Consider the following 21113-nt stretch of genomic DNA (forward strand, 5'->3'; position numbering starts at 1 on the left):
CGATTATGGGGATTTTTTAACGACCTGAAGTTAGGTCCCGAAGTAGTAGTTGACATTAGCGGAGCACTGAAATGATCCAAGAACAGACTATGCTGAACGTCGCCGACAACTCCGGCGCGCGTCGCGTAATGTGTATCAAGGTTCTGGGTGGCTCGCACCGTCGCTACGCAGGCGTCGGCGATATCATCAAAATTACCATCAAGGAAGCAATTCCGCGCGGTAAAGTTAAAAAAGGTGATGTGCTGAAGGCGGTAGTGGTGCGCACCAAGAAGGGTGTTCGTCGCCCTGACGGTTCTGTCGTTCGCTTCGATGGCAATGCTTGTGTTCTTCTGAACAACAACAGCGAGCAGCCTATCGGTACGCGTATTTTTGGGCCGGTAACTCGTGAACTTCGTTCTGAGAAGTTTATGAAAATCATCTCTCTGGCACCAGAAGTACTCTAAGGAGCGAATCATGGCAGCGAAAATCCGTCGTGATGACGAAGTTATCGTGTTAACCGGTAAAGATAAAGGTAAGCGCGGTAAAGTAAAAAATGTCCTGTCTTCCGGCAAGGTCATTGTTGAAGGTATCAACCTGGTTAAGAAACATCAGAAGCCGGTTCCGGCCCTGAACCAACCGGGTGGCATCGTTGAAAAAGAAGCTGCTATTCAGGTTTCTAACGTTGCAATCTTCAATGCGGCAACCGGCAAGGCTGACCGTGTAGGCTTTAGATTCGAAGACGGCAAAAAAGTCCGTTTCTTCAAGTCTAACAGCGAAACTATCAAGTAATTTGGAGTAGTACGATGGCGAAACTGCATGATTACTACAAAGACGAAGTAGTTAAAAAACTGATGACTCAGTTCAACTACAATTCTGTCATGCAAGTCCCTCGGGTCGAGAAGATCACCCTGAACATGGGTGTTGGTGAAGCGATCGCTGACAAGAAACTGCTGGATAACGCAGCAGCTGACCTGGCAGCAATCTCCGGTCAAAAACCGCTGATCACCAAAGCACGCAAATCTGTTGCAGGCTTCAAAATCCGTCAGGGCTATCCGATCGGCTGTAAAGTAACTCTGCGTGGCGAACGCATGTGGGAGTTCTTTGAGCGCCTGATCACTATTGCTGTACCGCGTATTCGTGACTTCCGCGGCCTGTCCGCTAAGTCTTTCGACGGTCGTGGCAATTACAGCATGGGTGTCCGTGAGCAGATCATCTTCCCGGAAATCGACTATGACAAAGTCGATCGCGTTCGTGGTTTGGATATTACCATTACCACTACTGCGAAATCTGATGAAGAAGGCCGTGCTCTGCTGGCTGCCTTTGACTTCCCGTTCCGCAAGTAAGGTAGGGTTACTTCATGGCTAAGCAATCAATGAAAGCACGCGAAGTAAAGCGCGTAGCTTTAGCTGAAAAATACTTCGCTAAACGCGCTGAACTGAAAGCGATCATTTCTGATGTGAACGCTTCCGACGAAGATCGTTGGAACGCTGTTCTGAAGCTGCAGACTCTGCCGCGTGATTCCAGCCCGTCTCGTCAGCGTAACCGCTGCCGTCAAACTGGTCGTCCGCACGCTTTCCTGCGGAAGTTCGGGTTGAGCCGTATCAAGGTCCGTGAAGCCGCTATGCGCGGTGAAATCCCGGGTCTGAAAAAGGCTAGCTGGTAATTGTCACCAATTGAATCACGGGAGTAAAGACAGATGAGCATGCAAGATCCGATCGCGGATATGCTGACCCGTATCCGTAACGGTCAGGCCGCGAACAAAGCTGCGGTCACCATGCCTTCCTCCAAGCTGAAAGTGGCAATCGCCAACGTGCTGAAGGAAGAAGGTTTTATTGAAGATTTTAAAGTTGAAGGCGACACCAAGCCGGAACTGGAACTGACTCTTAAGTATTTCCAGGGTAAAGCTGTTGTAGAAAGCATTCAGCGTGTCAGCCGCCCAGGTCTGCGCATCTATAAGAAAAAAGATGAGCTGCCGAAAGTTATGGCCGGCCTGGGTATCGCGGTTATTTCTACCTCTAAAGGTGTTATGACTGATCGTGCAGCGCGCCAGGCTGGTCTTGGTGGCGAAATTATCTGCTACGTAGCCTAATCGGAGGAAAAAATGTCTCGTGTTGCTAAAGCACCGGTCGTTATTCCTGCCGGCGTTGATGTAAAACTCAACGGTCAGGTTATCACGATCAAAGGTAAAAACGGCGAGCTGACTCGTACTCTCAACGATGCTGTTGAAGTTAAACATGCAGATAATGCTCTGACTTTCGGTCCGCGTGATGGTTACGCAGACGGTTGGGCTCAGGCTGGTACCGCGCGTGCCCTGCTGAATTCAATGGTTATCGGTGTTACCGAAGGCTTCACTAAGAAGCTGCAGCTGGTTGGTGTAGGTTATCGTGCAGCGATCAAAGGGAACGTAGTAAACCTGTCTCTGGGTTTCTCTCATCCTGTTGATCATCAGCTGCCTGCGGGTATCACTGCAGAATGTCCGTCTCAGACTGAAATCGTGCTGAAAGGCGCTGATAAACAGCTGATCGGCCAGGTTGCTGCTGACCTGCGCGCCTACCGTCGTCCTGAGCCTTATAAAGGCAAGGGTGTTCGTTACGCCGACGAAGTCGTGCGTACCAAAGAGGCTAAGAAGAAGTAAGGTAACACTATGGATAAGAAATCTGCTCGTATCCGTCGTGCGACCCGCGCACGTCGCAAGCTCAAAGAGCTTGGTGCGACCCGCCTGGTGGTACATCGTACCCCGCGTCATATTTACGCACAGGTAATCGCCCCGAACGGTTCTGAAGTTCTGGTAGCCGCTTCTACTGTAGAAAAAGCTATCGCTGAGCAACTGAAGTACACTGGAAACAAAGACGCCGCTGCTGCAGTTGGTAAAGCTGTTGCTGAGCGCGCGCTGGAAAAAGGCATCAAAGATGTTTCTTTTGACCGCTCTGGTTTCCAATATCATGGTCGTGTCCAGGCACTGGCAGATGCTGCCCGTGAAGCTGGCCTTCAGTTCTAAGGTAGAGGTGTAAGATGGCTCACATCGAAAAACAAGCTGGCGAACTGCAGGAAAAGCTGATCGCGGTAAACCGCGTATCTAAAACCGTAAAAGGTGGTCGTATCTTTAGCTTCACCGCTCTGACTGTAGTCGGTGATGGCAACGGCCGCGTTGGTTTTGGTTACGGTAAAGCACGCGAAGTTCCGGCAGCGATCCAGAAAGCGATGGAAAAAGCTCGTCGCAATATGATTAACGTCGCGCTGAACCACGGCACCCTGCAGCACCCGGTTAAAGGTGCTCACACGGGTTCTCGTGTATTCATGCAGCCGGCTTCCGAAGGTACCGGTATCATCGCCGGTGGTGCAATGCGCGCCGTTCTGGAAGTCGCTGGGGTTCATAACGTTCTGGCTAAAGCCTATGGTTCCACTAACCCGATCAACGTGGTTCGTGCGACTATTGATGGCCTGGCCAACATGAAGTCCCCGGAAATGGTCGCTGCCAAGCGTGGTAAATCCGTTGAAGAAATTCTGGGGTAATTGACCATGGCAAAGACTATTAAAATCACTCAAACCCGCAGTGCAATCGGTCGTCTGCCGAAACACAAGGCAACGCTGCTTGGCCTGGGTCTGCGTCGTATTGGTCACACCGTTGAGCGCGAGGATACTCCTGCTGTTCGCGGTATGGTCAACGCGGTTTCCTTCATGGTTAAAGTTGAGGAGTAAGAGATGCGTTTAAATACTCTGTCTCCGGCCGAAGGCTCCAAAAAGGCGGGTAAACGCCTGGGTCGTGGTATCGGTTCTGGCCTCGGTAAAACCGGTGGTCGTGGTCACAAAGGTCAGAAATCTCGTTCTGGCGGTGGCGTACGTCGCGGTTTCGAGGGTGGTCAGATGCCTCTGTACCGTCGTCTGCCGAAATTCGGTTTCACTTCTCGTAAAGCAATGATCACTGCAGAAGTTCGTCTGTCTGATCTGGCTAAAGTAGAAGGCGACGTAGTAGACCTGAACACGCTGAAAGCGGCAAACATTATCGGCATCCAGATCGAATTCGCGAAAGTGATTCTGGCTGGTGAAGTTACTCGTCCGGTAACTGTTCGTGGCCTGCGTGTGACTAAAGGCGCTCGTGCTGCTATCGAAGCTGCTGGCGGTAAAATCGAGGAATAAGTAGCAGATGGCTAAACAACCGGGATTAGATTTTCAAAGTGCCAAAGGTGGCCTTGGCGAGCTGAAACGCAGACTGCTGTTTGTTATCGGTGCGCTGATTGTGTTCCGAATTGGCTCTTTTATTCCAATCCCTGGTATTGATGCCGCTGTACTTGCCAAACTGCTTGAGCAACAGCGTGGCACCATCATTGAAATGTTCAACATGTTCTCTGGTGGTGCTCTTAGCCGTGCTTCTATTTTCGCTCTGGGTATTATGCCGTATATTTCGGCCTCTATTATTATCCAGCTGTTGACCGTCGTTCACCCGACGCTGGCAGAAATGAAGAAAGAAGGGGAGTCTGGTCGTCGTAAGATCAGCCAGTACACCCGCTACGGTACTCTGGTGCTGGCAATATTTCAGTCGATCGGTATCGCTACCGGTCTGCCGAATATGCCTGGTATGCAAGGCCTGGTAATTAATCCGGGCTTTGCATTCTATTTCACCGCTGTTGTGAGTCTGGTTACCGGGACAATGTTCCTGATGTGGCTGGGCGAACAGATTACTGAACGCGGTATCGGTAACGGTATCTCAATCATAATCTTCGCTGGTATCGTTGCGGGACTTCCGCCGGCCATTGGCCATACCATCGAGCAAGCGCGGCAAGGCGACCTGCACTTCCTCCTGTTGCTGTTGGTTGCAGTATTAGTATTCGCAGTGACTTTCTTTGTTGTGTTTGTTGAGCGTGGTCAGCGCCGTATCGTCGTTAACTATGCGAAACGTCAGCAAGGTCGTCGTGTCTATGCTGCACAGAGCACACATTTACCGCTGAAAGTGAACATGGCTGGGGTTATTCCGGCGATTTTCGCTTCCAGTATTATTCTGTTCCCGGCGACCATCGCGTCATGGTTCGGGGGCGGTACTGGTTGGAACTGGCTGACAACAATTTCGCTGTATTTGCAGCCTGGGCAACCGCTTTATGTGTTACTCTATGCGTCTGCAATCATCTTCTTCTGTTTCTTCTACACGGCGTTGGTTTTCAACCCGCGTGAGACAGCAGATAACCTGAAGAAGTCCGGTGCATTTGTACCAGGAATTCGTCCGGGAGAACAAACGGCGAAGTATATCGATAAAGTAATGACACGCCTGACTCTGGTTGGCGCGCTGTATATTACTTTCATTTGCCTGATCCCGGAGTTCATGCGTGATGCAATGAAAGTTCCGTTCTATTTCGGTGGGACGTCCTTACTTATCGTTGTTGTTGTCATCATGGACTTTATGGCTCAAGTGCAAACTCTGATGATGTCTAGTCAGTATGAGTCTGCATTGAAGAAAGCGAACCTCAAAGGCTATGGCCGTTAATGGTCGCTTGAGAAGTTACGGAGAGTAAAAATGAAAGTTCGTGCTTCCGTCAAGAAACTATGCCGTAACTGCAAAATCGTTAAGCGTGATGGCGTCATCCGTGTGATTTGCAGTGCCGAGCCGAAGCATAAACAGCGTCAAGGCTGATTATCTCGCATATTTTTCTTGCAAAGTTGGGTTGAGCTGGCTAGATTAGCCAGCCAATCTTTTGTATGTCTGTGCGTTTCCATTTGAGTATCCTGAAAACGGGCTTTTCAGCATGGGACGCATAATCAATATAGTAGGAGTGCATAGTGGCCCGTATAGCAGGCATTAACATTCCTGATCATAAGCATGCCGTAATCGCATTAACTTCGATCTACGGTATCGGCAAAACCCGTTCTAAAGCTATCCTGGCTGCAGTGGGTTTCGCTGAGGATGTTAAGATCAGTGAGCTGTCTGAAGAACAAATCGACACGCTGCGTGACGAAGTTGCCAAATTTGTCGTTGAAGGTGATCTGCGCCGTGAAGTGAGTATGAGCATCAAGCGCCTGATGGATCTTGGTTGCTATCGCGGTTTGCGTCATCGTCGTGGTCTCCCGGTTCGCGGTCAGCGTACCAAGACCAACGCACGTACCCGTAAGGGTCCGCGCAAACCGATCAAGAAATAATCGGGGTGATTGAATAATGGCAAAGGCACCAGTTCGTGCACGTAAACGTGTAAGAAAACAAGTCTCTGACGGCGTGGCTCATATCCATGCTTCTTTCAACAACACCATCGTTACTATTACTGATCGTCAAGGTAACGCTCTGGGTTGGGCAACTGCCGGTGGTTCCGGTTTCCGTGGTTCTCGCAAATCCACTCCGTTCGCAGCTCAGGTTGCAGCAGAGCGTTGCGCAGAAGCCGTGAAAGAATACGGTATCAAGAACCTGGAAGTTATGGTTAAGGGACCGGGTCCGGGCCGCGAATCTACTATTCGTGCTCTGAACGCCGCTGGTTTCCGCATCACTAATATTACTGATGTGACTCCGATCCCTCACAACGGTTGTCGTCCGCCGAAAAAACGTCGCGTATAACGCCCGTTTTTAGGAATGTTGGAGAAAGAAAATGGCAAGATATTTGGGTCCTAAGCTCAAGCTGAGCCGTCGCGAGGGCACAGACCTGTTCCTTAAGTCTGGCGTTCGCGCGATCGATACCAAGTGTAAAATTGAACAAGCTCCTGGCCAGCACGGTGCGCGTAAACCGCGTCTGTCTGACTATGGTGTGCAGTTGCGTGAAAAGCAAAAAGTTCGCCGTATCTACGGTGTGCTGGAGCGTCAGTTCCGTAACTACTATAAAGAAGCCGCGCGTCTGAAAGGCAACACCGGTGAAAACCTGTTGGCTCTGCTGGAAGGTCGTCTGGACAACGTTGTATACCGTATGGGCTTCGGCGCCACTCGTGCAGAAGCACGTCAGCTGGTTAGCCACAAAGCCATCATGGTAAACGGTCGTGTTGTTAACATCGCTTCTTACCAGGTTAGTCCGAACGACGTAGTCAGCGTTCGTGAGAAAGCGAAAAAGCAGTCTCGCGTGAAAGCCGCTCTGGAGCTGGCTGAGCAGCGTGAAAAGCCAACCTGGCTGGAAGTTGATGCTGGCAAGATGGAAGGTACCTTCAAGCGTAAGCCTGAGCGCACCGATCTGTCTGCGGACATTAACGAACACCTGATCGTCGAGCTTTACTCCAAGTAAAGCTTAGTACCAAAGAGAGGACACAATGCAGGGTTCTGTGACAGAGTTTCTAAAACCGCGCCTGGTAGATATCGAGCAAGTGAGTTCGACGCACGCCAAGGTGACCCTTGAGCCTTTAGAGCGTGGCTTTGGCCATACTCTGGGTAACGCACTGCGCCGTATTCTGCTTTCATCGATGCCGGGTTGCGCGGTGACCGAGGTTGAGATTGATGGTGTACTGCACGAGTACAGCACCAAAGAAGGCGTTCAGGAAGATATCCTGGAAATCCTGCTCAACCTGAAAGGGCTGGCGGTGAGAGTTCAGGGTAAAGATGAAGTCGTACTTACTCTGAATAAATCTGGCATTGGCCCTGTAACCGCAGCCGACATCACCCACGACGGTGATGTCGAAATCGTCAAGCCGCAGCACGTGATCTGCCACCTGACCGATGAAAACGCATCTATCAGCATGCGTATCAAAGTTCAGCGCGGTCGTGGTTATGTGCCGGCGTCTGCCCGAATTCATTCGGAAGAAGATGAGCGCCCAATCGGCCGTCTGCTGGTCGACGCTTGCTACAGCCCTGTAGAACGTATCGCCTACAATGTTGAAGCAGCGCGTGTAGAACAGCGTACCGACCTGGACAAGCTGGTCATCGAAATGGAAACCAACGGCACAATCGATCCTGAAGAGGCGATTCGTCGTGCGGCGACCATTCTGGCTGAACAACTTGAAGCTTTCGTTGACTTACGTGATGTACGTCAGCCGGAAGTTAAAGAAGAGAAACCAGAATTCGATCCGATCCTGCTGCGCCCTGTTGACGATCTGGAATTGACTGTCCGCTCTGCTAACTGCCTTAAGGCAGAAGCTATCCACTATATCGGTGATCTGGTACAGCGTACCGAGGTTGAGCTGCTCAAAACGCCTAACCTTGGTAAAAAATCTCTTACTGAGATTAAAGACGTGCTGGCCTCCCGTGGTCTGTCTCTGGGCATGCGCCTGGAAAACTGGCCACCGGCAAGCATTGCTGACGAGTAACCGGATCACAGGTTAAGGTTTTACTGAGAAGGATAAGGTCATGCGCCATCGTAAGAGTGGTCGTCAACTGAACCGCAACAGCAGCCATCGCCAGGCTATGTTCCGCAACATGGCAGGTTCTCTGGTTCGTCATGAAATCATCAAGACGACCCTGCCGAAAGCGAAAGAGCTGCGTCGCGTAGTTGAGCCGCTGATTACTCTTGCCAAGACTGATAGCGTTGCTAATCGTCGTCTGGCATTCGCCCGCACTCGTGATAACGAGATCGTGGCAAAACTGTTTAACGAGCTGGGCCCGCGTTTCGCGAGCCGTGCCGGTGGTTACACTCGCATTCTGAAGTGTGGCTTCCGTGCTGGTGACAACGCTCCGATGGCATACATCGAGCTGGTTGATCGCGCCGAGCCGCAAGCAGAAGCAGCTGCAGAGTAATTTGCAGTGAAGTGAAAAAACCCGCCTCGGCGGGTTTTTTTATATCTGTTGTTCTTTGCGCCAATCGCCTATGCTTCATTTTCGTTCTTCTTTCTCATTCCCTGTCAGGAGGCCGCTATGTGGTTAATGGACCAGTGGGCTGAGCGCCATATTCTTGAAGCCCAACAAAAAGGCGAATTCGACAATCTACCCGGCACTGGCGAGCCGTTAGTGCTGGATGACGATTCACATCTTTCCCCGGAACTACGCGTGGGTTACCGACTGCTGAAAAATGCAGGCTTTCTTCCTCCCGAACTTGAGGCGCGCAAAGAAGCGCTTATGCTTAACGATCTGCTGGCGGAGATTAACGAGCATCACCCGGATTACCACCACGTTTGTAAAAGACTGACGGTACTTGAGCTGAAGTTAAAACAAGCCGGGCTTAGCACCGACTTTTTACATGGCAGTTATGCCCGCGCCGTCGCCAGTAAAATGGAGGAGCAATAATGTACCGTATCGGAGAGCTTGCTCGTCTGGCTGACGTCACGCCTGACACCGTGCGTTATTATGAAAAACAAAAGATGATGGAGCATGAAGTCCGCACCGAAGGTGGTTTCCGGCTCTATACAGAAAACGATTTGCGGCGCCTGCGCTTTATCAGACACGCGCGGCAGCTCGGCTTTACGCTTGAGGCGATACGTGAGCTGTTATCGATCCGAATTGATCCTGAGCATCACACCTGTCAGGAGTCCAAAAGCATTGTCCAGGCGCGCCTGCATGAAGTGGACAGCCGGATACAGGAATTACAAAACATGCGCCTTTCGCTGCAAAAGCTAAATGATGCGTGCTGCGGAACGGCACACAGCAGTGTTTATTGCTCGATCCTGGAGACACTCGAGCAAGGCGCCAATGGAGAGAACGGCCAACATTGATCTTTTTTCTGAGCAAGCCTACACTTGCCGCGAATTTACCACAGGAGCAATAAATGAACCGGTACAAACATACGAAAGGGCTAATTCAGGATAACGCGATTGAGGCCCTGCTGCATGATCCACTGTTTCGCCAGCGCGTTGAAAAGAATCAAAAAGGCAAAGGCAGCTATCAGCGTAAAGCGAAACACGGCAAGAAAGGTAACTGGGAGGCCAGTGGCAAACAAGCAAATCGCTTTTTTACCACTGGCCTTCTGCTTTCAGGAACGGTTAAGGACGATGTTCGTTCTGTTGTTTCAGCAAATCACGGATTTCGGTGAGTAATACTTCTTCTTTGCTGGGGCCCGGCGCTTCCTTCGGTTTTTTCTGGTGTAATTTATTAATCACCTTAATGGCCAGGAAAATAGCAAAGGCAACGATGACAAAGTCGAATACGTTCTGAATAAACACGCCATAATGCATGATGACCGCTGGCGTATCGCCAACAGCAGGACGTAACGTCAAAGCGAATTGCTTAAAGTCGATACCCCCAATCAATAAGCCCAGCGGCGGCATAATGATATCGGCAACAAGTGATGAGACAATCTTACCGAAAGCCGCACCGATAATGACACCCACTGCCAAATCCACCACATTTCCGCGCATCGCGAATTCACGAAATTCTTTAAAAAAGCTCATTCTTCTACTCCCTGGATTTCAAAGCCTACCTAAGTCTAACAAAGGAAATATGATTTTCCATTTTCGCACCGCTTTGCCAATTACTTTTTAGCCATGAAAACAATGCGGATAATAGGGTGCAGAAATAATAATGGCGGCCGCAGCCGCCAGATAATTATAAAAAGAACGGACTCGGCTGGAACAGGCGCTCAACATCCGTAACGAATTTTTTATCGGTCAGGAACATAATCACGTGATCGCCTTGCTCAATGCGTAAATTGTCATTGGCAATCATCACATCATTACCGCGCACGACGGCGCCAATGATAGTGCCTGGCGGCAGTTTAATATCATCAATGACCCGCCCGACAACCCTTGAGGTCGTTTCGTCGCCGTGCGCCACGGCTTCGATAGCTTCAGCCACACCGCGGCGAAGTGAGGATACGCTGACGATATCGGCCTTGCGCACATGGCCGAGCAGCGCGGAAATGGTGGCTTGCTGTGGCGAGATAGCAATGTCGATCACGCTTCCCTGAACAAGATCCACATAAGCGCGGCGCTGAATAAGCACCATGACTTTTTTAGCGCCCATACGTTTGGCGAGCATGGCGGACATAATATTCGCTTCGTCATCGTTCGTGACGGCGATAAAAAGATCAACCTGATCGATATGCTCTTCCGCGAGCAGTTCCTGATCCGACGCATCGCCATAAAAAACGATCGTATGCTGAAGTTTCTCGGCAAGTTCCGCGGCGCGTTGCTGATCGCGTTCGATAAGCTTAACGCTGTAGTCTTTTTCCAGCCGCTGCGCGAGCCCTGCGCCGATGTTACCGCCGCCGACCAGCATGATGCGTTTATACGGCTTTTCAAGGCGCTGAAGTTCGCTCATAACGGCGCGGATATGCTGAGATGCGGCGATAAAAAAGACTTCATCGCCGGCTTCCACAATGGTCGATCCTTGCGGCCGGATTGGCCTGTCGTGGCGAAAAATAGCGGCTACGCGGGTGTCGATATGTGGCATATGTTCGCGCATGGTCGACAGCGCATTGCCGACCAGCGGCCCGCCATAATAAGCTTTCACTACCGCGAGGCTAACTTTACCTTCGGCGAAATTCACTACCTGCAGCGCGCCCGGATATTCAATCAGCCGGTAAATATTATCAATGACCAGCTGCTCCGGGGCGATGAGGTGGTCGATGGGCACGGCTTCAGGGGTGAACAGGCGCTCGGCATCCCGAACATAATCTGGTGCGCGGATACGTGCGATGCGGTTAGGCGTATTGAAAAGCGAATACGCCACCTGACAGGCAATCATATTAGTTTCATCTGAGCTCGTGACCGCGACCAGCATATCAGCGTCATCGGCACCGGCTTCACGCAGAACGCGTGGATGGGAGCCGTGTCCCTGCACAACGCGCAGGTCAAACTTATCCTGAAGGACGCGAAGGCGATCGCTGTTGGTATCGACAACGGTAATGTCGTTATTCTCGCCCACCAGGTTTTCCGCCAGGGTGCCGCCCACCTGACCGGCACCCAAAATGATAATTTTCATTGTTGTGCTTCACCCATGCGGGGCCGCCAGCGGGCCCGGTTACTTTTTAATTAGCTTAGCGTAAAAGAAGCCGTCGCCTTCGGTTGCGCCTGGTAGATTCTGAATGCCGGGCGTTTGTGTCGATCCCGTACCGTCCAGCTGCGCATCCGGCGTCCGGGATAAAAATGCCCGGATCTGTTCGCTATTTTCTTCCGGTAAAACGGAGCAGGTGGCATACAGCAATGTACCGCCTGGTTTCAGATGCGGCCAGATAGCGTCGAGAATTTCAGACTGTAATTGCGCCAGTTCACCGATATCAGAATCACGACGCAGCCATTTAATGTCAGGGTGACGCCGAATTACGCCGGTGGCAGAGCAGGGCGCATCAAGAAGGATCCGGTCGAATTGCGTATCGCCGCACCAGGTTGACGGGAAACGACCATCACCCACTTTAACGTCGGCTTTCATCTTCAGGCGTTTGAGGTTTTCATAGACGCGGGAAATACGCTGGGCGTCCACATCGACGGCCATTACGCTGGCCTGCGGCGCGGCTTCCAGAATATGCGTGGTTTTACCGCCAGGTGCAGCGCACAGATCGAGAATCGTCTCACCGTTTTGCGGCGCTAACAGCTCGACGCAGCCCTGTGCCGAGGCGTCCTGCACCGTAACCCAGCCCTGTTCAAAGCCAGGCAGCGCGCTCACAGGCGCCGGTGCATCAAGGCGTACGGCGTCCGGGTAACGCGGGTGGATATGCCCCGTCATTCCGTTTTCTTCCAGCAGCTTAAGCCATTCGTCGCGGGAATGATGTTGACGGTTGACGCGCAGCCACATCGGCGGCCGTTCGTTATTGGCTTCCGCAACGGCTTGCCACTCTTGCGGCCAGGCGATTTGCAGTCTGTTCAGCAACCACATCGGGTGTAACCAGCGGGCATCCTGACCGGAAAATTCAGCCAGTAATTCATCTTGCTGGCGCTGGAACTGACGCAGCACACCATTAATCAGCCCTTTAAACTGCATGCGCTTGATAGCGACTGCGCCTTCTACCGTTTCAGCCAGCGCCGCATGCGGCGGGATACGGGTATAAAGAAGCTGATACAAGCCCACCATAATCAGATAATGAATGGTGCGTTGCTTACCCGTCATCGGGCGTGACATCAGTCTATTGATAAGCCATTCGAGCTGCGAGAGCGTGCGAAGCACGCCGAAACAGAGTTCCTGCAAAAGCGCTTTGTCTTTATCAGAGACTTTATGCTGGAGCGGCGGCAGAACGGTACTGAGGGACTGGCCTTTTTCGACTACCTGTTCGATAGCCTGCGCCGCCAGACTGCGGAGATTAATGGATTTTTTCATAGCCATGGGCAGGTTAACCTGCGTCTGAAATAAAAAGGCCCGGAAAACCGGGCTGTTAATGCCGACACTCAGGCGAGAATGGCGCCTGGCGTAAACCACTCCCGGCGGGAGTTTAAAAGATCCTGTGCTGACATCGGTTTTTTACCGGCAGGCTGGAGTGATTCCAGATTGAGGATACCGTCCGTCGTCGCGACCTGGATACCCTGTTTACCGGCATCAAGGATGGTGCCAGGCGTTGCATGGCTCTGCTGATGGATAACTGACGCCTTCCAGACTTTGACAGGCTGCTCATCAATCATGAAAAAGCTGACCGGCCACGGGTTAAACGCACGAATACAGCGTTCAAGCTGAGCTGCAGAAAGCGTCCAGTCGAGGCGTGCCTCTTCTTTACTGAGCTTGTCTGCATAGGTCGCCTGTGCATCATGCTGCTTTTCAGGAACCACGCGGCCCGCTGCCAAATCCTCAAGCGTGGCGAGCAGCCCCTGCGGGCCGAGCTGTGCCAGCTTGTCATACAGCGAGGCGCTGGTGTCTTCATCGGTAATTGGGCAGGAAAGCTTACGCAGCATATCGCCGGTATCAAGTCCTGTGTCCATCTGCATGATAGTCACGCCGGTTTCGGCATCGCCCGCCCATAGTGAGCGCTGAATAGGTGCCGCGCCGCGCCAGCGTGGAAGCAACGAGCCGTGTACGTTAATACAACCCAGGCGAGGCATGGCGAGCACTGCTTCCGGAAGAATCAAACCGTAAGCAACGACCACCATGACATCGGCATTCAGCGAGGCCACAAGCTCCTGGTTCTCCGCAGGACGCAGAGATTTCGGCTGAAAGACCGGAATGTTGTTTTCCTGTGCCAGCACTTTTATCGGCCCGGGCATCAGCTTTTTGCCACGGCCCGCCGGGCGGTCTGGCTGAGTGAACACGCCGACCACCTGGTGCGAAGAGGACAACAGCGCGTCGAGATGACGCGCTGCGAAATCCGGCGTACCGGCGAAAATAATGCGAAGTGACTCAGACACGTTATTCCCTGTCTTTATTTAACCTGCGGCTTTCGCCTTCATGCGATCCAGTTTTTCAACTTTCTGGCGAATACGCTGACGCTTCATCGGCGACAGATAATCGATAAACAATTTACCGACCAGATGATCCATTTCATGCTGAATGCAGATGGCCAGCAGGCCGTCGGCTTCCAGTTCAAACGGCTTCCCGTCGCGGTCAAGCGCGCGGATTTTGACTTTCTCGGCACGCGGTACAAAAGCGCGTTGCTCCGGGATAGACAGGCAGCCTTCTTCAATGCCGGTTTCGCCGGACTGTTCGAGCAGCTCAGGGTTAATAAGCACCAGGCGCTCATCACGGTTTTCAGAAACATCAATCACGATAATGCGCTGATGAATATCCACCTGCGTTGCGGCAAGCCCAATGCCTTCTTCGGCGTACATCGTGTCGAACATATCATCAACGATACGCTGAATATCTGCATTAACTTCTTTAACCGGTTCAGCGACGATGCGAAGCCGCTCGTCCGGAATATGTAATACCTGCAAAACTGACATAAATTTCCAGAGCTGTATTCAAGAGTTGAAAGGATCTTACCTTCTATTCTAGACAAATCCCCCTTTGATTGACAGCATCAGCAACGAATCACAGGGATTAGAGAACGGCGGCTGGCGGGGGATAGCGCGATGTCACCAACGGAGATTTGGTTACGCCTGATGGCGGTGTATAGCCTCGGCGGCGAAGTTATGGTTCGGGCTTTCCAGTGCCTGCAAAATATACCCGGCGATCCCACGGATGCCTTACGGCTGGCGGGGCTTAATAGTAAGCAACGGGCACTCTTTTTTTATTACCCGCAGGCCAAGCTTGAGGCTGCTCTGCGCTGGCTTGAAATGCCGGAGCATCATCTGCTTACCGCGCTATCGCCTGAATATCCCGTTGCTCTGCGCGCGATCGAGTGGTTTCCTGGTGCGTTGCTGGTGGCAGGCGATCCCAGGGCGCTGTCCCGCCCGCAACTGGCCGTCGTCGGGAGCCGTCATCATTCGTGGTATGGCGAACAGTGGGGAAGCAAACTCTGCTATGCGCTGGTGGAAAGCGGCCTCGTCTTAACCAGCGGGCTTGCACTAGGCATAGACGCTGTTGCGCATCGCAGCGCGCTGAAGGCGCAGGGGAAAACCATCGCGGTGCTGGGCAACGGCCTTGCGCAGGTTTATCCGGCGCGCCACCGTAAACTGGCGGAGGAGATCGTAGAACGGGGCGGCGCGCTGGTGTCCGAGTTTCCTTTTGAGGCGCAGCCGCGTCCGGCGCATTTCCCGAGACGTAATCGCATTATTAGTGGCTTGAGCGTTGGCGTGCTGGTGGTCGAGGCGGCCTTACGCAGCGGCTCGCTGGTCACGGCCCGGTGCGCACTGGAACAAGGCCGGGAGGTTTTCGCGCTCCCTGGGCCTGTTGGTAATCCCGGTTGTGAAGGCCCGCACTGGCTGATTCAGCAAGGCGCTGTCGCCGTTACGCATCCTCAGGACATTATCGATTATTTACAAAATGAGCTGCCCTGGCTCACGACTGCGAATTATTCACCGGATCAAGAGGAAGGTGCATTGCCATTTCCCGAGCTGTTGGCTAACGTAGGAGATGAGGTTACACCTGTTGACGTCGTCGCTGAACGTGCCGGCCAACCTGTGCCATTGACGGTAGCCTAGCTACTCGAACTGGAGTTAGCAGGATGGATCGCAGCTGTACCCGGCGGCTATGTCCGAGTGAGGAGGGCAGGCCATGTTCGACGTACTAATGTATTTGTTTGAAACCTATATCCATAACGAAGCTGAAATGCGCGTTGACCAGGATAAGCTGACGCGGGACCTGACGGATGCGGGTTTTGATCAGGAAGATATCTTTAATGCGCTGTTATGGCTGGAAAAGCTGGCGGATTATCAGGATGGTCTTTCCGCGCCGATGCAACTGGCGTCGGATCCACTCTCGATGCGTATTTATACCGCAGAGGAGTGCCAGCGGCTGGACGCCAGCTGTCGGGGGTTCCTGCTGTTTCTGGAACAAATTCAGGTGCTGAATCTCGAAACTCGTGAAATGGTTATCGAACGCGTCATGGCGCTGGATACTGCCGAGTTTGATTTAGAAGATCTCAAGTGGGTCATCCTGATGGTGCTGTTTAACATCCCCGGATGTGAAAACGCCTATCAACAAATGGAAGAACTGCTCTTTGAAGTGAATGACGGTATGCTGCACTGATATTTTCAGCGCAGTGGTGAATTATGGCAAGGTCAGCACTCTTTTCAGTGCCCAAACACGAGCCCTGCCCAAAATGCGGGGCTGAACTTCTTATCCGTTCCGGGAAGCATGGTCCTTTCCTGGGATGTTCGCATTATCCTGAGTGTGATTACGTTCGCCCGCTGAAAAGCCAGGCGGACGGTCATATTGTCAAAGTGCTCGAAGGTCAGCAATGCCCGGCATGTGATGCGACGCTGGTGCTACGGCAGGGGCGTTTTGGGATGTTTATCGGCTGCAGCCGTTATCCTGAATGCGAACATACCGAGCAAATCGATAAACCTGACGAAACCGCATTGGGCTGCCCGCAGTGTAGCGACGGTCATCTGGTTCAGCGTCGGTCGCGTTTTGGCAAAACCTTCTATTCCTGCGATCGCTATCCGGAATGCCAGTTTGTGATTAATACCAGACCGGTGGCGGGCGAGTGCCCGGAATGCCATTATCCCCTCCTTACCGAAAAGAAAACCGCGCAGGGCATAAAACGCTTTTGCGCCAGTAAACAATGTGGAAAGCCGGTAACGGCGGAAAAAGACAGTGAAGAATAATCAGCCTGCGGACGCGATATCGTCTATCGTCGACGTCCTTAAAAAAGAACAAGTCATCGCTTATCCAACTGAAGCCGTATTTGGCGTCGGGTGTGACCCCGACAGCGAAACCGCTGTAAAACGCCTGCTTGAATTAAAGCAACGCCCGATGGAAAAAGGACTCATCCTGATTGCGGCTAATTTTGATCAACTTAAGCCTTATATAGATGACGCCGCGCTGACGCCCGAACAGCGTGAGGCGGTGTTCGCCCGCTGGCCAGGGCCAGTGACGTTTGTTTTCCCGGCGAAACCGTCGACGCCACGCTGGCTGACAGGCCGTTTTGACTCACTGGCGGTGCGTGTGACCAATCATCCGCTGGTAATCGCACTGTGCGAGGCCTTTGGCAAACCACTGGTCTCGACGAGTGCAAATCTCTCCGGGGTTGAGCCATGCCGCACGGCGCAGGAAGTGCTGGCGCAGTTCGGTGATGATTTTCCTGTGCTGCATGGCGCAACAGGTGGTCGCCAGAATCCTTCCGAGATCCGTGATGCGCTGACGGGTGAACTTTTCCGACAGGGGTAACGCATGGAAACCTACGCTGTTTTTGGTAATCCTGTCTCGCACAGTAAATCGCCGTTTATTCACCAGCAATTTGCGCAGCAGTTACAGATTGAGCATCCGTATGGCCGCGTGCTGGCACCGCTCGATGATTTTGTGAAGACGCTGGAGGACTTCTTCAGCGCAGGCGGTAAAGGCGCAAACGTGACGGTGCCTTTTAAAGAACAGGCGTTTGCTCGTGCCGATGAACTGACGGAAAGAGCGGCGCTTGCCGGTGCGGTTAATACGCTGAAACGGCTCGAAGATGGTCGTTTACTGGGCGACAATACGGATGGTATTGGGCTTTTAAGCGATCTGGAACGTCTCGGTATGATCCAGCCGCGTTACCGGATCCTTCTGGTGGGCGCAGGCGGCGCAGCACGGGGCGTCTTGTTGCCTCTGCTGTCGCTGGATTGCGCGGTAACTATTACTAACCGCACTTTTGCCCGCGCGCAGGAACTCGCAACGCTCTTTAGTCATACCGGCAACGTTAACGCCGTCGCGCTTGCGGATCTGGTTGGCCATGAGTTCGATCTCATTATTAATGCCACTTCCAGTGGGATTCACGGCGAGATCCCGACTCTTCCGTCTTCTCTGCCCGGTAAAAAAACGGCGTGCTATGACATGTTCTACCAGAAAGGGCTAACGCCATTCCTTTCATGGTGTCAGGCGCAGGGGGCAACGCAACTGGCTGACGGTATCGGGATGCTGGTGGGGCAGGCGGCGCACGCGGTTCTGCTCTGGCATGGCATCCTGCCGGATGTTGTGCCCGTTATTGATAAGCTCAGACAGGAGCTGGCGCAATGAATCAGGCGATTCAGTTCCCTGATCGCGAGCACTGGGATGAACAGCGGCAGGCCGTTTGTTTTCCGGCGCTGGTCAGTGGGATGGTGCTTACCTGTGCTATTGCGCAGCCTGTGCTGGTGGCTCGCTTCTCAGGCACGTCGCCCGAAGAATGGATAGCCGCTTTTCGTCAGCACCGTTGGGATCTGGAAGAAGAGGCTGAGCAGCTGATCGCTGCTCAGGCCGAAGACGATCAGGGTTGGGTCTGGCTCTCCTGAGCCAGATACTCATCTTTCCACTTCACATAGTTGTTCGCCGAGTAGCGCAGCCCTTCGCGCTCGGTATCTTTTAACGGGCGAATCTGTTTTACCGGGCTGCCGAGATAAAGATGGCCGCTTTCCAGACGCCTATTCTGCGGCACCAGACTTCCCGCCCCTATCATCACGTCATCTTCTATAACGGCACCGTCAAGCACGATCGAGCCCATACCGACCAGTACACGATTGCCAATAATGCAGCCATGCAGCATCACTTTATGCCCAACGGTAACGTCTTCCCCAATCACCAGTGGATTACCCTCGGGGTTATAAGAAGATTTATGAGTCACGTGCAATACGCTGCCATCCTGAATGTTGGTGCGCGCGCCAACCGCAACGTAATTAACGTCGCCCCGAATCACTACCAGCGGCCAGATGCCGACATCATCAGCCAGTCTCACATCGCCAATCACCACGCTTGAGCTATCGACCATCACGCGCTGGCCTGTGGTGGGAAAGGTATTTTTATAAGGACGTAACACAGAAGAAGACATAGTCGCCTCGGTTTCTTATCAATCGTAAGAAGACTTTGGTTGGATTCAGGCGGCTGTGCAAGCGCAAATGTGTTTGTTCGTTGAGCAGATCGCGCGGGATCGCAGCAATAAGAATGAAAAAACAGCAGTTGAAAGAAAAGATCGAAAAAAGGGTTGTGCTGAAAACTGAGATCCCTATAATGCGCCTCCATCGAGACGGCAATGTGAAGCACTTCACGAAATGGCCGGCGCGATGAGAGAAAAATCCTGAAATTAAGGGTTGACTCTGAAAGAGGAAAGCGTAATATACGCCACCTCGCGACAGCAGGCTGAATGCCGCGTCGCACCGCTCTTTAACAATTTATCAGACAATCTGTGTGGGCACTCGGGGCACTGATATCTTAACGTCTACGGACGATAAACGAATATCAAGTCTCAAGTGAACAACAGTTAATTCATTACGAACTAACAGTTTAATTCTTTGAGCATCAGACTTTTAATTGAAGAGTTTGATCATGGCTCAGATTGAACGCTGGCGGCAGGCCTAACACATGCAAGTCGAACGGTAACAGGGAGTAGCTTGCTGCTCTGCTGACGAGTGGCGGACGGGTGAGTAATGTCTGGGAAACTGCCTGATGGAGGGGGATAACTACTGGAAACGGTAGCTAATACCGCATAACGTCTACGGACCAAAGTGGGGGACCTTCGGGCCTCATGCCATCAGATGTGCCCAGATGGGATTAGCTAGTAGGTGGGGTAACGGCTCACCTAGGCGACGATCCCTAGCTGGTCTGAGAGGATGACCAGCCACACTGGAACTGAGACACGGTCCAGACTCCTACGGGAGGCAGCAGTGGGGAATATTGCACAATGGGCGCAAGCCTGATGCAGCCATGCCGCGTGTATGAAGAAGGCCTTCGGGTTGTAAAGTACTTTCAGCGGGGAGGAAGGTGTTGTGGTTAATAACCGCAGCAATTGACGTTACCCGCAGAAGAAGCACCGGCTAACTCCGTGCCAGCAGCCGCGGTAATACGGAGGGTGCAAGCGTTAATCGGAATTACTGGGCGTAAAGCGCACGCAGGCGGTTGATTAAGTCAGATGTGAAATCCCCGGGCTCAACCTGGGAACTGCATTTGAAACTGGTCAGCTTGAGTCTCGTAGAGGGGGGTAGAATTCCAGGTGTAGCGGTGAAATGCGTAGAGATCTGGAGGAATACCGGTGGCGAAGGCGGCCCCCTGGACGAAGACTGACGCTCAGGTGCGAAAGCGTGGGGAGCAAACAGGATTAGATACCCTGGTAGTCCACGCCGTAAACGATGTCGACTTGGAGGTTGTGCCCTTGAGGCGTGGCTTCCGGAGCTAACGCGTTAAGTCGACCGCCTGGGGAGTACGGCCGCAAGGTTAAAACTCAAATGAATTGACGGGGGCCCGCACAAGCGGTGGAGCATGTGGTTTAATTCGATGCAACGCGAAGAACCTTACCTGGTCTTGACATCCAGAGAATCCTGCAGAGATGCGGGAGTGCCTTCGGGAACTCTGAGACAGGTGCTGCATGGCTGTCGTCAGCTCGTGTTGTGAAATGTTGGGTTAAGTCCCGCAACGAGCGCAACCCTTATCCTTTGTTGCCAGCGGTTCGGCCGGGAACTCAAAGGAGACTGCCGGTGATAAACCGGAGGAAGGTGGGGATGACGTCAAGTCATCATGGCCCTTACGACCAGGGCTACACACGTGCTACAATGGCGCATACAAAGAGAAGCGACCTCGCGAGAGCAAGCGGACCTCATAAAGTGCGTCGTAGTCCGGATTGGAGTCTGCAACTCGACTCCATGAAGTCGGAATCGCTAGTAATCGTGGATCAGAATGCCACGGTGAATACGTTCCCGGGCCTTGTACACACCGCCCGTCACACCATGGGAGTGGGTTGCAAAAGAAGTAGGTAGCTTAACCTTCGGGAGGGCGCTTACCACTTTGTGATTCATGACTGGGGTGAAGTCGTAACAAGGTAACCGTAGGGGAACCTGCGGTTGGATCACCTCCTTACCTGAAAGATACAACCTCGCGTGCTCACACAGATTGTCTGATAGAAAGTAAAGAA

The 21113-nt window shown here is 52.5% G+C and carries 31 protein-coding genes, 1 rRNA gene and 1 pseudogene; 27 read left to right on the top strand and 6 right to left on the bottom strand.

What is annotated here, in order from left to right; genetic code table 11:
• Window positions 1-71 precede the first annotated feature (71 nt).
• From rplN to CSK29544_RS22520, 20 genes are all read left to right on the top strand, one after another.
• On the top strand, window positions 72-443 hold the full coding sequence (gene rplN / locus CSK29544_RS06465; RefSeq protein ID WP_004388611.1) for a 50S ribosomal protein L14: 372 nt from the start codon (window positions 72-74) through the stop codon (window positions 441-443).
• Window positions 444-453: 10 nt separating this feature from the next.
• Window positions 454-768: a 50S ribosomal protein L24 gene (gene rplX, locus CSK29544_RS06470; RefSeq protein ID WP_000729185.1), complete on the top strand. Its 315-nt coding sequence runs from the start codon at window positions 454-456 to the stop codon at window positions 766-768.
• Window positions 769-782: 14 nt separating this feature from the next.
• Window positions 783-1322 (top strand): 50S ribosomal protein L5, encoded by a 540-nt coding sequence (gene rplE / locus CSK29544_RS06475; RefSeq protein WP_004388613.1) that lies wholly within the window; start codon window positions 783-785, stop codon window positions 1320-1322.
• 14 nt (window positions 1323-1336) lie between these two features.
• Complete coding sequence (rpsN, locus tag CSK29544_RS06480) at window positions 1337-1642, top strand: 30S ribosomal protein S14 (protein WP_004388614.1); 306 nt, start codon at window positions 1337-1339, stop codon at window positions 1640-1642.
• 33 nt (window positions 1643-1675) lie between these two features.
• Window positions 1676-2068, top strand: coding sequence for a 30S ribosomal protein S8 (gene rpsH, locus CSK29544_RS06485; RefSeq protein ID WP_004388615.1), 393 nt, complete (start codon window positions 1676-1678; stop codon window positions 2066-2068).
• Window positions 2069-2080: 12 nt separating this feature from the next.
• Window positions 2081-2614, top strand: coding sequence for a 50S ribosomal protein L6 (gene rplF, locus CSK29544_RS06490; protein ID WP_004388616.1), 534 nt, complete (start codon window positions 2081-2083; stop codon window positions 2612-2614).
• Window positions 2615-2623: 9 nt separating this feature from the next.
• Complete coding sequence (gene rplR, locus CSK29544_RS06495) at window positions 2624-2977, top strand: 50S ribosomal protein L18 (protein WP_000358956.1); 354 nt, start codon at window positions 2624-2626, stop codon at window positions 2975-2977.
• A gap of 14 nt (window positions 2978-2991) precedes the next feature.
• Window positions 2992-3492, top strand: a complete 501-nt coding sequence (rpsE, locus tag CSK29544_RS06500) for a 30S ribosomal protein S5 (RefSeq protein WP_004388617.1) — start codon at window positions 2992-2994, stop codon at window positions 3490-3492.
• A gap of 6 nt (window positions 3493-3498) precedes the next feature.
• On the top strand, window positions 3499-3678 hold the full coding sequence (rpmD, locus tag CSK29544_RS06505; protein WP_001140434.1) for a 50S ribosomal protein L30: 180 nt from the start codon (window positions 3499-3501) through the stop codon (window positions 3676-3678).
• Window positions 3679-3681: 3 nt separating this feature from the next.
• Entirely contained in the window at window positions 3682-4116 is a 435-nt protein-coding gene (gene rplO / locus CSK29544_RS06510; RefSeq protein WP_004388618.1) for a 50S ribosomal protein L15, read from the top strand.
• 7 nt (window positions 4117-4123) lie between these two features.
• Window positions 4124-5455 carry a preprotein translocase subunit SecY gene (gene secY / locus CSK29544_RS06515; RefSeq protein WP_004388619.1) on the top strand — a complete coding sequence of 444 codons (1332 nt, stop codon included), beginning with the start codon at window positions 4124-4126 and terminating at the stop codon, window positions 5453-5455.
• A 30-nt stretch (window positions 5456-5485) separates the two neighbouring features.
• On the top strand, window positions 5486-5602 hold the full coding sequence (gene rpmJ / locus CSK29544_RS22515) for a 50S ribosomal protein L36 (protein ID WP_000868187.1): 117 nt from the start codon (window positions 5486-5488) through the stop codon (window positions 5600-5602).
• A gap of 146 nt (window positions 5603-5748) precedes the next feature.
• Window positions 5749-6105, top strand: a complete 357-nt coding sequence (gene rpsM, locus CSK29544_RS06520) for a 30S ribosomal protein S13 (protein WP_004388620.1) — start codon at window positions 5749-5751, stop codon at window positions 6103-6105.
• 16 nt (window positions 6106-6121) lie between these two features.
• Window positions 6122-6511, top strand: a complete 390-nt coding sequence (gene rpsK, locus CSK29544_RS06525; protein ID WP_004388621.1) for a 30S ribosomal protein S11 — start codon at window positions 6122-6124, stop codon at window positions 6509-6511.
• A gap of 31 nt (window positions 6512-6542) precedes the next feature.
• The gene (rpsD, locus tag CSK29544_RS06530) at window positions 6543-7163 is read left to right on the top strand and encodes a 30S ribosomal protein S4 (protein ID WP_004388622.1); all 621 of its coding nucleotides are present in this window, start codon (window positions 6543-6545) and stop codon (window positions 7161-7163) included.
• A gap of 25 nt (window positions 7164-7188) precedes the next feature.
• Window positions 7189-8178: a DNA-directed RNA polymerase subunit alpha gene (locus tag CSK29544_RS06535; RefSeq protein WP_004388623.1), complete on the top strand. Its 990-nt coding sequence runs from the start codon at window positions 7189-7191 to the stop codon at window positions 8176-8178.
• A 40-nt stretch (window positions 8179-8218) separates the two neighbouring features.
• On the top strand, window positions 8219-8605 hold the full coding sequence (gene rplQ, locus CSK29544_RS06540; RefSeq protein ID WP_004388624.1) for a 50S ribosomal protein L17: 387 nt from the start codon (window positions 8219-8221) through the stop codon (window positions 8603-8605).
• A 117-nt stretch (window positions 8606-8722) separates the two neighbouring features.
• Window positions 8723-9091: a DnaJ family domain-containing protein gene (locus tag CSK29544_RS06545; protein ID WP_007899077.1), complete on the top strand. Its 369-nt coding sequence runs from the start codon at window positions 8723-8725 to the stop codon at window positions 9089-9091.
• Window positions 9091-9516: a Zn(2+)-responsive transcriptional regulator gene (zntR, locus tag CSK29544_RS06550; RefSeq protein WP_007899075.1), complete on the top strand. Its 426-nt coding sequence runs from the start codon at window positions 9091-9093 to the stop codon at window positions 9514-9516. Before CSK29544_RS06545 ends, zntR begins: the two co-directional genes overlap by 1 nt.
• A gap of 53 nt (window positions 9517-9569) precedes the next feature.
• Entirely contained in the window at window positions 9570-9833 is a 264-nt protein-coding gene (locus tag CSK29544_RS22520; RefSeq protein ID WP_038859530.1) for an alternative ribosome-rescue factor A, read from the top strand.
• On the opposite strand, the gene mscL is transcribed toward CSK29544_RS22520, so the two are convergent.
• The 5 genes from mscL to def form a co-directional block, all read right to left on the bottom strand.
• On the bottom strand, window positions 9784-10191 hold the full coding sequence (gene mscL / locus CSK29544_RS06555) for a large-conductance mechanosensitive channel protein MscL (RefSeq protein WP_007778669.1): 408 nt from the start codon (window positions 10189-10191) through the stop codon (window positions 9784-9786). The genes CSK29544_RS22520 and mscL overlap by 50 nt on opposite strands.
• A gap of 154 nt (window positions 10192-10345) precedes the next feature.
• Window positions 10346-11722, bottom strand: coding sequence for a Trk system potassium transporter TrkA (gene trkA / locus CSK29544_RS06560; protein WP_004388629.1), 1377 nt, complete (start codon window positions 11720-11722; stop codon window positions 10346-10348).
• A 39-nt stretch (window positions 11723-11761) separates the two neighbouring features.
• Complete coding sequence (gene rsmB, locus CSK29544_RS06565; protein ID WP_029039078.1) at window positions 11762-13051, bottom strand: 16S rRNA (cytosine(967)-C(5))-methyltransferase RsmB; 1290 nt, start codon at window positions 13049-13051, stop codon at window positions 11762-11764.
• A gap of 68 nt (window positions 13052-13119) precedes the next feature.
• Entirely contained in the window at window positions 13120-14067 is a 948-nt protein-coding gene (gene fmt, locus CSK29544_RS06570) for a methionyl-tRNA formyltransferase (protein WP_007899066.1), read from the bottom strand.
• 18 nt (window positions 14068-14085) lie between these two features.
• Window positions 14086-14601 carry a peptide deformylase gene (gene def / locus CSK29544_RS06575; RefSeq protein WP_004388632.1) on the bottom strand — a complete coding sequence of 172 codons (516 nt, stop codon included), beginning with the start codon at window positions 14599-14601 and terminating at the stop codon, window positions 14086-14088.
• Between the two features lie 129 nt (window positions 14602-14730).
• Here def and dprA point away from each other — a divergent pair.
• The 6 genes and pseudogenes from dprA (at window position 14731) to CSK29544_RS06605 (ending at window position 18507) form a co-directional block, all read left to right on the top strand.
• Window positions 14731-15843 (top strand): annotated as a pseudogene (gene dprA, locus CSK29544_RS06580) (DNA-protecting protein DprA).
• Window positions 15815-16288, top strand: a complete 474-nt coding sequence (smg, locus tag CSK29544_RS06585; RefSeq protein WP_004388634.1) for a DUF494 family protein Smg — start codon at window positions 15815-15817, stop codon at window positions 16286-16288. The pseudogene dprA and the gene smg overlap by 29 nt, the downstream one beginning before the upstream one ends.
• A gap of 23 nt (window positions 16289-16311) precedes the next feature.
• On the top strand, window positions 16312-16869 hold the full coding sequence (locus tag CSK29544_RS06590; RefSeq protein ID WP_029039077.1) for a DNA topoisomerase family protein: 558 nt from the start codon (window positions 16312-16314) through the stop codon (window positions 16867-16869).
• Window positions 16859-17431 (top strand): L-threonylcarbamoyladenylate synthase type 1 TsaC, encoded by a 573-nt coding sequence (gene tsaC / locus CSK29544_RS06595; RefSeq protein WP_007899053.1) that lies wholly within the window; start codon window positions 16859-16861, stop codon window positions 17429-17431. Before CSK29544_RS06590 ends, tsaC begins: the two co-directional genes overlap by 11 nt.
• Window positions 17432-17434: 3 nt before the next feature.
• Window positions 17435-18253 carry a shikimate dehydrogenase gene (gene aroE, locus CSK29544_RS06600; protein WP_007899051.1) on the top strand — a complete coding sequence of 273 codons (819 nt, stop codon included), beginning with the start codon at window positions 17435-17437 and terminating at the stop codon, window positions 18251-18253.
• Window positions 18250-18507 carry a DUF1488 family protein gene (locus CSK29544_RS06605; RefSeq protein WP_004388638.1) on the top strand — a complete coding sequence of 86 codons (258 nt, stop codon included), beginning with the start codon at window positions 18250-18252 and terminating at the stop codon, window positions 18505-18507. The genes aroE and CSK29544_RS06605 overlap by 4 nt, the downstream gene beginning before the upstream one ends.
• Here CSK29544_RS06605 and CSK29544_RS06610 read toward each other — a convergent pair.
• Entirely contained in the window at window positions 18483-19040 is a 558-nt protein-coding gene (locus CSK29544_RS06610; RefSeq protein ID WP_029039076.1) for a gamma carbonic anhydrase family protein, read from the bottom strand. The genes CSK29544_RS06605 and CSK29544_RS06610 overlap by 25 nt on opposite strands.
• 476 nt (window positions 19041-19516) lie before the next feature.
• Here CSK29544_RS06610 and CSK29544_RS06615 point away from each other — a divergent pair.
• Window positions 19517-21058 (top strand): 16S ribosomal RNA (locus CSK29544_RS06615).
• The last annotated feature ends 55 nt before the right edge of the window (window positions 21059-21113 follow it).

This window comes from Cronobacter sakazakii, assembly GCF_000982825.1.
GTDB lineage: Bacteria > Pseudomonadota > Gammaproteobacteria > Enterobacterales > Enterobacteriaceae > Cronobacter > Cronobacter sakazakii.

Bases quoted from the DNA above. Each gene is read 5' to 3' on its own strand.
- rplN (WP_004388611.1), top strand. From the start codon at position 72: ATGATCCAAGAACAGACTATGCTGAACGTCGCCGACAACTCCGGCGCG.
- rplX (WP_000729185.1), top strand. From the start codon at position 454: ATGGCAGCGAAAATCCGTCGTGATGACGAAGTTATCGTGTTAACCGGT.
- rplE (WP_004388613.1), top strand. From the start codon at position 783: ATGGCGAAACTGCATGATTACTACAAAGACGAAGTAGTTAAAAAACTG.
- rpsN (WP_004388614.1), top strand. From the start codon at position 1,337: ATGGCTAAGCAATCAATGAAAGCACGCGAAGTAAAGCGCGTAGCTTTA.
- rpsH (WP_004388615.1), top strand. From the start codon at position 1,676: ATGAGCATGCAAGATCCGATCGCGGATATGCTGACCCGTATCCGTAAC.
- rplF (WP_004388616.1), top strand. From the start codon at position 2,081: ATGTCTCGTGTTGCTAAAGCACCGGTCGTTATTCCTGCCGGCGTTGAT.
- rplR (WP_000358956.1), top strand. From the start codon at position 2,624: ATGGATAAGAAATCTGCTCGTATCCGTCGTGCGACCCGCGCACGTCGC.
- rpsE (WP_004388617.1), top strand. From the start codon at position 2,992: ATGGCTCACATCGAAAAACAAGCTGGCGAACTGCAGGAAAAGCTGATC.
- rpmD (WP_001140434.1), top strand. From the start codon at position 3,499: ATGGCAAAGACTATTAAAATCACTCAAACCCGCAGTGCAATCGGTCGT.
- rplO (WP_004388618.1), top strand. From the start codon at position 3,682: ATGCGTTTAAATACTCTGTCTCCGGCCGAAGGCTCCAAAAAGGCGGGT.
- secY (WP_004388619.1), top strand. From the start codon at position 4,124: ATGGCTAAACAACCGGGATTAGATTTTCAAAGTGCCAAAGGTGGCCTT.
- rpmJ (WP_000868187.1), top strand. From the start codon at position 5,486: ATGAAAGTTCGTGCTTCCGTCAAGAAACTATGCCGTAACTGCAAAATC.
- rpsK (WP_004388621.1), top strand. From the start codon at position 6,122: ATGGCAAAGGCACCAGTTCGTGCACGTAAACGTGTAAGAAAACAAGTC.
- rpsD (WP_004388622.1), top strand. From the start codon at position 6,543: ATGGCAAGATATTTGGGTCCTAAGCTCAAGCTGAGCCGTCGCGAGGGC.
- CSK29544_RS06535 (WP_004388623.1), top strand. From the start codon at position 7,189: ATGCAGGGTTCTGTGACAGAGTTTCTAAAACCGCGCCTGGTAGATATC.
- rplQ (WP_004388624.1), top strand. From the start codon at position 8,219: ATGCGCCATCGTAAGAGTGGTCGTCAACTGAACCGCAACAGCAGCCAT.
- CSK29544_RS06545 (WP_007899077.1), top strand. From the start codon at position 8,723: ATGTGGTTAATGGACCAGTGGGCTGAGCGCCATATTCTTGAAGCCCAA.
- zntR (WP_007899075.1), top strand. From the start codon at position 9,091: ATGTACCGTATCGGAGAGCTTGCTCGTCTGGCTGACGTCACGCCTGAC.
- CSK29544_RS22520 (WP_038859530.1), top strand. From the start codon at position 9,570: ATGAACCGGTACAAACATACGAAAGGGCTAATTCAGGATAACGCGATT.
- mscL (WP_007778669.1), bottom strand. From the start codon at position 10,191: ATGAGCTTTTTTAAAGAATTTCGTGAATTCGCGATGCGCGGAAATGTG.
- trkA (WP_004388629.1), bottom strand. From the start codon at position 11,722: ATGAAAATTATCATTTTGGGTGCCGGTCAGGTGGGCGGCACCCTGGCG.
- rsmB (WP_029039078.1), bottom strand. From the start codon at position 13,051: ATGAAAAAATCCATTAATCTCCGCAGTCTGGCGGCGCAGGCTATCGAA.
- def (WP_004388632.1), bottom strand. From the start codon at position 14,601: ATGTCAGTTTTGCAGGTATTACATATTCCGGACGAGCGGCTTCGCATC.
- smg (WP_004388634.1), top strand. From the start codon at position 15,815: ATGTTCGACGTACTAATGTATTTGTTTGAAACCTATATCCATAACGAA.
- CSK29544_RS06590 (WP_029039077.1), top strand. From the start codon at position 16,312: ATGGCAAGGTCAGCACTCTTTTCAGTGCCCAAACACGAGCCCTGCCCA.
- aroE (WP_007899051.1), top strand. From the start codon at position 17,435: ATGGAAACCTACGCTGTTTTTGGTAATCCTGTCTCGCACAGTAAATCG.
- CSK29544_RS06605 (WP_004388638.1), top strand. From the start codon at position 18,250: ATGAATCAGGCGATTCAGTTCCCTGATCGCGAGCACTGGGATGAACAG.
- CSK29544_RS06610 (WP_029039076.1), bottom strand. From the start codon at position 19,040: ATGTCTTCTTCTGTGTTACGTCCTTATAAAAATACCTTTCCCACCACA.